Consider the following 11,161-nt stretch of genomic DNA (forward strand, 5'->3'; position numbering starts at 1 on the left):
AACGGGTCGGGTGCATGCAGCGGAATCTGCCGGATGCACCCGGCCCGGACCAGCAGAATTCATCCGCACAAAGATCAATAAGGAGAACGGGGACGACATGTCTGAATCCGTTAACTTGCCCGCCCTCGGTGAGAGTGTCACCGAAGGAACCGTCACCCGCTGGCTCAAGCAGGTTGGTGACCGGGTAGAGATCGACGAGCCGCTGCTCGAGGTTTCAACCGACAAAGTAGACACTGAAATCCCTTCTCCGATCTCTGGCGTCATCGAAGAAATCCTCGTCGCCGAAGACGAGACGGCTGAAGTTGGCGCCCCCTTGGTACGCATCGGCGACGGCTCCGGCTCTGGCGCTGCTGCTACGGAGGCTGCACCGGCCGAGGAAGCACCCGCTGCTCCGGCCGCGGAGGCTGCACCGGCCCAGGAGGCTCCGGCTGCTCCTTCAGCAGAGGAAGCTCCGGCCGCTCAGGCCGCCGGCTCCGGCGAAGGCCACGAAGTAACCCTTCCCGCCCTGGGCGAGAGCGTCACCGAAGGCACCGTTACCCGCTGGCTCAAGGCTGTAGGCGACACCGTGGAGGTCGACGAGCCCCTCCTGGAGGTCTCCACCGACAAGGTCGACACCGAAATCCCGTCACCGGTTGCAGGAACGCTGCAGGAGATCCGCGTCAACGAGGATGAGACTGCCGAGGTTGGCTCTGTCCTGGCCGTCATCGGTTCCGGCGCCGCTGCACCGGCCGCCGCTCCCGCACCTGCAGCACCCGCTGCAGAAGCACCGGCTGCCCCCGCTCCGGCCCCCGCAGCACCGGCTCCTGCCGCCGCCCCGGCACCCGCAGCTGCTCCGGCTCCTGCAGCTGCCCCGGCCCCGGCCCCGGCCCCCGCAGCAGCACCTGCACCCGCTTCGGCCCCGGCCAGTGAAGGTTCCTCGGAATCCGGCTACGTCACTCCCCTGGTCCGCAAGCTCGCCAACCAGCACGGTGTGGACATCGCATCCGTCTCCGGCACCGGCGTCGGTGGCCGTATCCGCAAGCAGGATGTCATTGCCGCCGCCGAAGCCAAGCAGGCTGCCGCAGCTCCCGCAGCATCGGCTCCCGCGGCAGCTCCGGCCGCCAAGGCCGCTGCTCCGGTGGTCGCATCCTCCCTCCGCGGCACCACGGAGAAGGCACCGCGTATCCGCCAGGTTATCGCCCGCCGCATGCGCGAGTCCCTTGAGGTCTCCACCCAGCTGACGCAGGTGCACGAGGTCGACATGACCAAGATCGCCAAGCTGCGGCTGAAGGCCAAGAACCAGTTCCTGGCCCAGAACGGCGTCAAGCTCACCTTCCTGCCGTTCATCGCAAAGGCTGTTGCTGAAGCCCTGAAGCAGCACCCCAAGCTGAACGCTGCCTACGACGAATCCAAGCAGGAAATCACCTACCACAACGCCGAGCACCTGGCGATTGCCGTTGACACCGACAAGGGCCTTTTGGTTCCGGTCATCTCCGACGCCGGCAACCTCAATCTTGCCGGCCTCGCCGGTAAGATCGCTGATGTCGCAGGCCGCACCCGCGACGGCAAGATCGGCCCGGACGAACTGTCCGGCGGTACGTTCAGCATCACCAACATCGGTTCTGTTGGCGCACTGTTCGACACCCCGATCATCAACCAGCCGCAGGTAGGTATTCTCGGCACCGGCGCGATCGTCAAGCGCGCTGTGGTTGTAGCCGATGAGAATGGTGACGACTCGATCGCCATCCGTTCCATGATGTACCTCTCCCTGACGTACGACCACCGTTTGGTGGACGGCGCAGACGCCGGCCGCTTCCTGCAGACCCTCAAGGCCCGCCTTGAGGAAGGTGCTTTCGAAGCCGACCTCGGCCTCTAGGGTTCAGCGCCAGGGCCAGCCCTTGGCATCAAGGGGCAGGTTACCGGGAAACCGGTGACCTGCCCCTTTGCTTTACCCACCCCGCGTGGCTTTGCTACGGGACGTAGAAGCAACTCGATAGGCTGAAGCCATGAGTATTCTCTTCAGCATTCTGGTGTTCTTGCACATCGTCGGCGCAGCCATGATCGTGGGCTACTGGATCGCCACCATCAAAGAGCCCACCGTCCACCCCCGCCAGCGCGATGGTGCTTTTCTCCAGCTCCTGACCGGCATCGCCATGATGGGGTTGTTCCCGTTGCTCCCTGACGCCGATCCCAACTATTTCAAGCTCGGGGTCAAGTTCGCCATTGGCGTGGCCGTCGCTGTCCTGGCCGTTATCGGCTCCCGGAAGGTCAAGAAGGGCGAACCTGTTTCCACTGGCCTGGCCCATGGCGTGGGCGGCCTGGCCTTGGTGAACATCGCCATCGCGACTCTCTGGAACTGAGGCTTCGGCAGCTCCGGGTCACAATCCACTGTCAGCGGAATGTCCGTGCGGTCGCGCGGGCAAATCCCTAGGATGGGAACCGGTGGCACCCGCCTCAGGCTGGTTGCCGACTCACAACGACACCAAGGAGTGGACATGGCAGCAACACGCACCGCACACACGGTTTGGAACGGCAACCTGATCGAAGGCGCCGGCAACACGACGCTGGACAGCTCAGGCCTGGGAACATTCGATGTCACCTGGAAGGCACGTACCGAACAGTCCGGCGGCAAGACCAGCCCCGAAGAACTGATCGCAGCGGCGCACTCCGCCTGCTTCTCCATGGCTTTCAGCCACGCCCTCGCGGGCGAAGGATTCACAGCTGAAGAAGTAAACACCAAGGCCGACGTCACGTTCGTTCCCGGCACTGGAATCACCGGCAGCCACCTGACCATGACCGCCAAGGTTCCTGGCCTTTCCGAAGAGGACTTCCGCCGCATCTCCGAGGACGCGAAGACCGGCTGCCCTGTTTCAGGCGCACTGGCCAGCATTGAGATCACCTTGGATGCCACGCTGACGGCCTAGCATCACCAGGTGCTTAAAAGCACCAAGGTTTCACAAGAAGAGCCCGCCGGCTTCCTGCAGGAAGCCGGCGGGCTCTTCTGTCTCGTCACCGCTGCTTCAGCCCTTCCGGGGCCGCGCGGGCAACGGCTCCGGACGGAGCTTTCGGTACCCCTCACGGAGTGGGGGCCTGTCGGTTGGCAGTTCCTGGATCATTTCCTTGAGTGCGCCAATACCGTACTCCAGCTGCGGATCCGAGCCGGCCGCATAGGCGTGCGGGGGGAAGAGTACTTCGATATCCGGCTCCACGCCCCGGTTTTCCACATCCCAGCCAATTCCGCCGCTGAACCAAGTAGCGTATCTGGGCTGTGTCACCCCGGTACCGTCGGCCAGGGCGAAGCGGTTGTCGATGCCCACGACGCCTCCCCAGGTTCGCGTACCGATCACCGGTCCAATGCCCCTGAGCTTGGATACCTGGGTGATGATGTCGCCATCAGATCCGGCAAATTCGTCGGCCAGAATGATCACCGGACCCCGCGGTGCATGATCGGGGTACGTTCGGGGCTTCTCGCCACGTGGCATGCTCCAGCCGGTGACCTTGCGGCCGATGAGCTCGGCTACCAGCTGGGAGGTATGCCCTCCACGATTACGCCGTACGTCCACGATGAGCCCGTCCAGGGCGGTTTCAGTATCCAGGTCGCGGTGAAGCTGGGCCCAGCCATTGGCCATCATGTCAGGGACGTGCAAGTAGCCGAACTTTCCGTCCGAGGCTTCGCGCACAGTGCGGCGGTTCGCCCGGACCCAGTCCTGGTACCGGAGCCGTTCTTCATCACGGACAGGAACCACTGCCACACGGCGCTGCGTGCCGGCGGCTTCGCCATGTCCTTCCCCGTTCAACAGGGTCAACTCCACTGTCCGGCCGGCCGCTCCCACCAACTGCATGGCCGGCGTCAAAGCCGCTGAAAGTTCGACGCCGTCAATCGCCAGGAGGACGTCACCGGCCTTCGCGTCCGCACCGGGCCGGGTCAAGGGCGACGTGGCCAGCGGGTCCGAGGACTCCCCCGCGAGAATCCGCGTGATCTCCCAACCCTTGGTGCCGAAGTGAAGCTCAGCCCCCAGGCGCCCTTGGCCGTTCCGGCCGGGCTCGGTGACGAGGGCCGGCTTGACGTAGGCGTGGGATGTACCAAGCTCACCGTGAATCTCCCACAGCAGGTCCACCAAGTCGTCGTGGGACCCGAGCCGGTCCACTATCGGGCGGTACCGTTTGTAGACGGAATCCCAATCCTGGCCTGCCATGTCTGCGGTCCAGAAGAAGTCCCGCTGGAGCCGCCACGCTTCCTCAAAGGCCTGTCCCCAAGCAGCAACGGGGTCCAGGATCACCCTGACCCTGTTCAGTTCCACTTTCACCAGGTCTCCGGACTCCTCGTCCACCTTGGCGTCGGACGGCACAGAGGTGACCTGCTGGTCCAGGATGTACACAACACGCTTGAGATCGCCGGACAACCTGTAGCTGTCCACGGCGGTAACCAAAGTACTCTTTTTGCGCTTGGCGAGGTCATAGCGCACCAGTGCCGGCGCTGTCTTCTTGTCCGAGGGCGTTCCCTTCCCTTCGCCGGTGACACCGGTTAGCTCCGTATCGAGCCATAGCAGGGCACCATCCGCCACGGCCAGCTGCGAGTAGTTCCCTTGAGGTACGGGCACAGTGATGACGCGGTGGGCAAGGCCCTCAGGGTCGACGCGCACGGCAGGTGCGCCGCCGTCGTCGGACTTTACCGAGGAGGCCGGGACATCCTCAAGCGTGTCGACGGACGGGCCGAAGGGTGAAGGGGTGTCTGCAGCCAAGGCGACCAGGTAGGGCTTAATGGGACTCGGGAACGACAGATCAAAGGAGTGGCCGTCGTAGACGGGGTCGAAGCTGCGGTTCGACAGGAAGGCGAGGAACTTCCCGTCAGGGGTGAACCTCGGCGATTCGTCGCAGAACCGGCCATCCGTCACGTCAATGATGCCTGTTTCGGTGTGAGCCGGGCGGGTGATACGGAGCTTGCTTCGAGAACCGAAGGCCGTCACTGGCTCGGACCAGGCAAGCCATTGGGAGTCGCTGGACCAAGCCAGTTGTTCAATGCTTCCCTCGCCCACGCTGACAACTTGGGTCAACGTGCCCTGCGAAGTATCAGCGACATAGACGTCACCGAAGGAGGTTCCCACTGCCAGCCATCGTCCGTCCGGGCTGGCTTCCACAGCGCTCGTGCGCGTGGGCGAAGGGAAATCAATCCGCACCTCGACGCCGTCTTCGGACGTATCAGGAGCTGGTGGTGCGTCCGTGGAGCTCACGGTGTCAGCAGAGGGCTCGGCCGGCAGGCCGTCGGACTGCCTGCCATCTGCCGGCGCGCCAGGCACTGGTGCTTGAGCAGGAGCATTCCCCTGCCCCAACACATTGGACGCGGATACCGGTTTGGGCAAGGGATCCGCTACATTGACCGGCGCCGGCGAAGAAACAACTGCTTCGGGAACATCCACGACTGCCGACAAGCGCGATGCGATGCGCTTGATGTACAGGGCTTCGACCGCCCCATGGTCAGCGACGTAGGCGATCCGGCCGTCTGTGAGCGGACGCGGCAGGCGGGCGCGCACTCCCGGTGTCGCTTCCACTACACGGGAGGGGCCGTCCTTGTGCCGGAGCCAGTGCAGGGTGCCGTGCGATTCCACGGCACTGGCCGTGCCTGAAGCATTTGGAACGACATCGCCAAGGTGCGCGGCGACCTTCAGCGGTGCAGGACGGCGTGCCGGTGAAGCCGAGCCCAGGGTGATGTCCAGCTTGCTTGCCTCTGCGTCAGCCTCAAGTGAGGGAAGCAACCACAACTCGCCGGCCGATTCGAAGATGACCCGGTCGCCGTCCGTGCTGGCGTGCCTGACGTAGAAGTCCTCGTGATCGGTGTGGCGGCGCAAGCCTGAACCATCCGGAAGTGCGGAGTAGAGGTTACCGTACCCTTCGTGGTCCGAAAGGAACGCGATCCGTCCCTTGATCCACATGGGGTCGGTGAGGTTGCCGTCGAGCTGCGGCAAGAGGCGCTCGAATTCGCCGTTGCCGTCCGCATCGATCCACAGCTTGCCGGCAGTACCGCCCCGGTACCGCTTCCACCATGCCGGCTCACGCGAAAGGACGCTGGAAACCACAACCGGCTTCTCGTCGCCGATTTCAGGACCAAAGGCAACTGCCTCAACGGGACCAAAGGGAAGTTCGACGGCGGCACCCCCGTCCAGCGGCAGGCTGTAGGCATGCGTGTGGCGGCTTTCCGCTTGCTGGAAGGCGCTGGTCACCACTACGTTGCCCTTCGGCGTGAAACCCTTGACTTTCGTGGTGCTGTGGCCGAAGTACGTCAGCTGCCTGTAACCGCCGCCGTCGACGTCCGCCGTCACCACCTCAGGAGAGGTGCCCACGATCACCGTCCACACGAGTCGCGTTCCGTCGGGGGTGAACCGGGGGTTTCTGGCCGGCAGTTGCTGGGAAGAAACCCGCCAGGCGCGCCCACCGGAAAGGGGTGCGACCCAAACGTCGTCTTCGGCCACGAAAGTGACCAGATCGCCGTGCACATGCGGGAAACGGAGGTAGCTGGAGGAGGTCATTGTTCGATCATAGTCAAGAGGCGCCCACGCTCCGCCGCACCGACAGGCGTTTCCACCGCACACGTTTCCCATGGTGAGATGGGTCATGAGAATTGTGATGTCCGGCGCGTCGGGAATGATAGGGACAGCTCTAGCGGAGCACTTGACCGGCCACGGCCACGAGGTCATACGGTTGGTGCGGAGGCCGGCCAAGGGCCCTCGTGAATGGACATGGGATCCGGCTGCCGGACACCTTGACGAAGCCGTCCTGGACACGGCGGAGGCAGTCATCAACCTTTCAGGAGCCGGAATCGGGGACCGCCCCTGGACCAAAAACCGGATCCAGGTCCTCCGGGATTCAAGACTCCAGGCCACCAGGACCCTGACCGCTGCCATGGGACGCCTCGGCACTCCGCCCGCTACCTTCATCAGCCAGTCGGCGTCCGGTTACTACGGCGCCTCCCGGGATGGCCTCTTGACCGAGGATTCTGGTCCGGGCTTTGGCGTACTGGGGAGTTTGTGTGTCGAGTGGGAACGAACAGCCCGGACAGCACCACAGGGTGTGAGGGTAGTAACCCCCAGGACAGGCGTTGTGCTCAGCACCTCCGGCGGCGCATTGGGCCCGCTCCTCCCGCTGCTCAAGGTTGGGCTGGGCGGGCCGTTCGGAAGCGGTCGGCAGTATTGGCCCTGGATCACGTTGGCCGACGAGGTGAGCGCACTGGCATTTCTCCTGGCCTCCGAGCTCGAAGGCCCGGTTAACGTTTGCGCCCCGGAGAGCGCGGATGTCAACACGATCGTGGGCGCGCTGGCCAAGGCTTACCACCGGCCAGCCTTCTTCCGCGTCCCCGGCCCCGCCCTGCGCCTGGTCTTGGGACGGCTTGCGGATGAACTGGTTTTGGCCAACCAGAAGATGGAACCCGCCCGGTTGTCGGAGGCCGGTTTCCAGTGGCAGCACCCCTCGCTCTCCGACGCCATGGCGTGGCTGACGAAAGACAAAGCACGCTGAATGTGCGGCTGCCGCGCTAGCCGCCGGCTGCGGGGCTAGCCGCCGGCCGCGGGGCCGGTAACTGCGGGCACGGGCGCTGCCGGTAGGGTGCCCGCCGGGCTGGAGTCAACGGCCAGGATCTCCCAAATCCACCAGCGCCCGGCCTCCCGTACAACACGCACGCTCAGTTCCTGCGGCGGACCGGAAGGCTGTGACCCGGCAACGGCACCGGCTGCGTTGCGTTCCTCATAGCCGGATGATGCAGCGGTGAGCGTGACCGCTGCGTGGCCCGACTCCGCAGACCCGGACACTTCCAGGATGGATAACGACGTGGAGAAACCGGCATACTTTGACCCCGATTCCCGTAGGTGGTCCGCCAGCAGACCGTCGGAAGCTTCAGCGGGTGATGCAGACGCATTCACCAAATCCAGCAAATCCAGCCGACCTTGGCTGAGTGCGATGTCGCGGATGGATGACAGCGTGGTTATGGCTATTGCCGGGTCTTCGGTGTGGAGGCCTTCAGCCAGTACTTGCGGCAGCGTTTCCGGCTGATCCGCGGATGCAGAGGTTTCCGGCTCCGGGGCCGGACCACCGGTTCCTGTTCCTGTTTCTGCTCCGGTTCCTGTTTCTGCTCCAGTTCGCTTTCCAGTTCCTGTTTCTGTTGGTTGAGGTTCCGCAGACAACTCCATACTTCGTTGCTGCGGGTAGTGCGACCATAAAATCCAGCCCATGCTTCCGAGCAGCAGCCCGGTGGCCAGGATGGCTGCGCCACCTCTGAACCTGCCGCCCCTGAGCCACCCCCCGCTGAACCAACCGCGACTGAACCCACCGCCTACGATCCGGGGCCCGCGGCCCCTTGCCTGAACTTCGCCCTTTGGTCCACGTTGGACGAACCTGAGCCACGAACGGATCCGGCTGGGTATCAGGGATTTACGGCGCGCGGACCGCTCCAAGGCCCGGCGCCGCGTCAGCAGTTCAGGAATCACTGAAGGATGGACGGCGCCGGACAAGTCCACTGGCTCGGGTGCCGCGCTTCGAAAAATGGCCATGGCCAGCTCCCTGGCTGTTGGCCGCAGCACCGGATTCACATCCAGGGCAGCCTCCAATGCGGCCACCAGCGACTTCGGAACATCCGGCACCACCAAAGACAACGGCGGACGAAGTTGCGTGGTTTCCGGGACCGAACCGGTTAGGCAATACCATCCGAGGGCGGCCAGTGAGTAGACATCGAGCTGCGGTTGGAGTTCCCGCATTGTGCCCATCTCCCCATCGGCCCCTGGAGTAACAGGACTGCCAGGGCTGCCAGGATCCAAGAAACCGGGCGTTCCAACCAAAGGATCCTGCGGGGAACCGCCCACCACGGCGGCCATCCCGAGGTCTGCAAGCAGTGGTTTCCCCTCGGCAGTAAAGAGGACGTTCCCGGGCGCAACGTCACCATGTACGATCCCCTGTCCATGAAGGTAGGCCAATACCTGGGCGAGAGGGGTCAGAATGGTGACGGCTTCCCCCACAGTCAGCTTTCCGCGCCCAGCCATCAGGTTGGCCAGGGAGCCGCCAGCCGCGTAGTCCATGACGATTCCCAGCGTCCCTTCGGAGCCGCTTTCCAGCGAAACTGCCCCATGAACCCCAACCAGGTGCTGATGCTTCAGGGCCGACAAGAGCCTCACCTCTTGGGACGCTTGCTCAAGCCCCCGGGGTCGCACCAATTGACTGCCTGGGTTGGCGCACTTGATCGCAAATCGGGCACCATCGCTGCTCCTGGTGAGGAGCCAAACAGTCGAAGTGCTGCCGCGGCCCAAGAATCGGGTTGTCTCATAACCCGGGGCGGACGGCATGCGGGCGGAGGGCGGATCCAGAGTTTCCATAGACAAGATCTACCGGAATCCGGGTTTTCCCGCAGAAGTTATCCACAGGCACCCCCTTGCCGCCATCTTGAACGCCACCGTCACTGGATGCGACTGAGAGCTTCGCCACAAAATCATGGCCTGCCCCCTGCTGGGTCTAAGCTTGAACCCATGACTCTTGAGTTTTCACAACTGGGTCTTGCCCCTGATTTCGTTGACTACATGCAGGGCTGGGACCTGCAGCGCGAGATCCACAACAAAGTTGTTGCGGGCGAGAAGAACAGCACCGTTTTGCTCCTGGAGCACGCTGCCGTCTACACGGCCGGCAAACTTACCGAAGATCACGAGCGGCCCTTTGACGGGACACCCGTTGTCCCCGTGGACCGCGGCGGAAAGCTGACGTGGCATGGTCCGGGGCAGCTGATCGCATACCCCATCCTCAAACTCAAGAACCGTGCCGGTATCCGCGATTATGTGGAGCGGCTCGAAGCCACCATGATCGCGGTGATGGCGGACTATGGCATCAACGCCGTGACCGTCAAAGGCCGGGCCGGTGTCTGGATTCTTGCCGATGACAAAGGTCCGGACCGCAAAATCGCCGCCATCGGCATCCGCGTCCTCGATGGCGTGACCATGCACGGTGTCGCCATCAACTGCAGCAACGACCTGTCCCCTTACGAACAGATCATTGCTTGCGGGATTACTGACGCCAGCGTCTCCACCATGTCGCTGGAAGCCGGCCGGACCATCAATCCATCCGACATCGTTGACCGCTTCGTGGAAGAATTCCGCAAGCATGAAGAAGCACTCGTTTCCACCCACGAAGGAGCACTCCAGTGACCTTGGCACCTGAAGGCCGTAAGTTGCTGCGCGTCGAGGCCCGCAACGCCCAAATCCCGGTTGAACGTAAGCCTGAGTGGATCAAGGCCAAGGTCCAGATGGGTCCTGAGTTTGTCCAGCTCAAGAACCTGGTGAAGAAGGAAGGCCTGCACACCGTGTGTGAAGAGGCCGGCTGCCCGAACATCTTTGAATGCTGGGAAGACAAGGAAGCGACGTTCCTGATCGGCGGGTCCGAGTGCACCCGGCGCTGTGATTTCTGCCAGATCGATACCGGCAAGCCCTCCCCGGTGGACATGTTCGAACCCACCAAGGTGGCCCGCAGCGTCCAGGCCATGCAGCTGCGCTACGCCACGGTGACCGGAGTGGCCCGTGATGACCTGGCCGATGAGGGCGTCTGGCTGTACGCCGAAACGGTCCGGAAGATCCACGAACTGAACCCCGGCACCGGGGTGGAATTGCTGATCCCGGACTTCTCCGGCAAGCCTGAGCACATCGCGGCGATCTGTGATTCCAAGCCCGAGGTCTTCGCGCACAATGTGGAGACCGTGCCGAGGATTTTCAAGCGGATCCGTCCGGCGTTCCGGTACGAAAGGTCCCTGGATGTCATCACGCAGGGCCGTGATCTGGGTATGGTGACCAAGTCCAACCTGATCCTGGGCATGGGCGAGACCCGCGAAGAAATTTCCGAGGCGCTGCGGGACCTGCACCAGGCCGGGTGTGACTTGATCACGATCACCCAGTACCTGCGCCCGTCCGAGCGGCACTTGCCGGTGGACCGGTGGGTCAAGCCGCAGGAGTTCGTGGACCTCCAGCACGAGGCCGAGGAGATCGGTTTCCTGGGTGTCATGTCGGGTCCGTTGGTGCGGTCCTCGTACCGGGCCGGGCGTTTGTGGGCCACCGCGATGCGGAAGAAAGGCCGGGACATCCCCGCCGAACTCGCCCACATCGCAGAAGGCATCCAGGACTCCGGCACCACCCGCCAGGAAGCCTCCACCATCCTCGCCGCCCAC

Annotated in this window: 8 protein-coding genes; 6 read left to right on the forward strand and 2 right to left on the reverse strand. The window is 63.7% G+C overall.

Features of this window, described 5'->3' with window-relative positions:
- Nucleotides 1–97 precede the first annotated feature (97 nt).
- The 3 genes from sucB (at nucleotide 98) to BLQ01_RS21045 (ending at nucleotide 2,903) form a co-directional block, all read left to right on the forward strand.
- Nucleotides 98–1,855, forward strand: a complete 1,758-nt coding sequence (sucB, locus tag BLQ01_RS21035) for a 2-oxoglutarate dehydrogenase, E2 component, dihydrolipoamide succinyltransferase (RefSeq protein ID WP_091554196.1) — start codon at nucleotides 98–100, stop codon at nucleotides 1,853–1,855.
- A 130-nt stretch (nucleotides 1,856–1,985) separates the two neighbouring features.
- Nucleotides 1,986–2,339 (forward strand): hypothetical protein, encoded by a 354-nt coding sequence (locus tag BLQ01_RS21040; RefSeq protein ID WP_026546572.1) that lies wholly within the window; start codon nucleotides 1,986–1,988, stop codon nucleotides 2,337–2,339.
- 135 nt (nucleotides 2,340–2,474) lie between these two features.
- Nucleotides 2,475–2,903: an OsmC family protein gene (locus BLQ01_RS21045; RefSeq protein WP_026540283.1), complete on the forward strand. Its 429-nt coding sequence runs from the start codon at nucleotides 2,475–2,477 to the stop codon at nucleotides 2,901–2,903.
- A 96-nt stretch (nucleotides 2,904–2,999) separates the two neighbouring features.
- On the opposite strand, the gene BLQ01_RS21050 is transcribed toward BLQ01_RS21045, so the two are convergent.
- The gene (locus BLQ01_RS21050; RefSeq protein ID WP_091554180.1) at nucleotides 3,000–6,503 is read right to left on the reverse strand and encodes a S41 family peptidase; all 3,504 of its coding nucleotides are present in this window, start codon (nucleotides 6,501–6,503) and stop codon (nucleotides 3,000–3,002) included.
- Between the two features lie 85 nt (nucleotides 6,504–6,588).
- Here BLQ01_RS21050 and BLQ01_RS21055 point away from each other — a divergent pair, with 85 nt between their 5' ends.
- Nucleotides 6,589–7,488 (forward strand): TIGR01777 family oxidoreductase, encoded by a 900-nt coding sequence (locus tag BLQ01_RS21055; protein WP_091554183.1) that lies wholly within the window; start codon nucleotides 6,589–6,591, stop codon nucleotides 7,486–7,488.
- Between the two features lie 35 nt (nucleotides 7,489–7,523).
- Here the strand turns inward: BLQ01_RS21055 and BLQ01_RS21060 are convergent, their stop codons facing one another.
- The gene (locus BLQ01_RS21060) at nucleotides 7,524–9,332 is read right to left on the reverse strand and encodes a serine/threonine-protein kinase (RefSeq protein WP_091554185.1); all 1,809 of its coding nucleotides are present in this window, start codon (nucleotides 9,330–9,332) and stop codon (nucleotides 7,524–7,526) included.
- A 150-nt stretch (nucleotides 9,333–9,482) separates the two neighbouring features.
- Here BLQ01_RS21060 and lipB point away from each other — a divergent pair, with 150 nt between their 5' ends.
- The gene (gene lipB, locus BLQ01_RS21065; protein WP_091554188.1) at nucleotides 9,483–10,151 is read left to right on the forward strand and encodes a lipoyl(octanoyl) transferase LipB; all 669 of its coding nucleotides are present in this window, start codon (nucleotides 9,483–9,485) and stop codon (nucleotides 10,149–10,151) included.
- A partial coding sequence (gene lipA, locus BLQ01_RS21070) for a lipoyl synthase (RefSeq protein WP_091554191.1) occupies nucleotides 10,148–11,161 on the forward strand: 1,014 nt, incomplete at its 3' end. The genes lipB and lipA, both read left to right, overlap by 4 nt.

This window comes from Arthrobacter sp. UNCCL28 (assembly GCF_900102805.1).
In the GTDB taxonomy this organism is placed as follows: domain Bacteria; phylum Actinomycetota; class Actinomycetes; order Actinomycetales; family Micrococcaceae; genus Arthrobacter; species Arthrobacter nicotinovorans_A.

Bases quoted from the DNA above. Each gene is read 5' to 3' on its own strand.
- sucB (WP_091554196.1), top strand. From the start codon at position 98: ATGTCTGAATCCGTTAACTTGCCCGCCCTCGGTGAGAGTGTCACCGAA.
- BLQ01_RS21050 (WP_091554180.1), bottom strand. From the start codon at position 6,503: ATGACCTCCTCCAGCTACCTCCGTTTCCCGCATGTGCACGGCGATCTG.
- BLQ01_RS21040 (WP_026546572.1), top strand. From the start codon at position 1,986: ATGAGTATTCTCTTCAGCATTCTGGTGTTCTTGCACATCGTCGGCGCA.
- BLQ01_RS21060 (WP_091554185.1), bottom strand. From the start codon at position 9,332: ATGGAAACTCTGGATCCGCCCTCCGCCCGCATGCCGTCCGCCCCGGGT.
- lipB (WP_091554188.1), top strand. From the start codon at position 9,483: ATGACTCTTGAGTTTTCACAACTGGGTCTTGCCCCTGATTTCGTTGAC.
- BLQ01_RS21055 (WP_091554183.1), top strand. From the start codon at position 6,589: ATGAGAATTGTGATGTCCGGCGCGTCGGGAATGATAGGGACAGCTCTA.
- BLQ01_RS21045 (WP_026540283.1), top strand. From the start codon at position 2,475: ATGGCAGCAACACGCACCGCACACACGGTTTGGAACGGCAACCTGATC.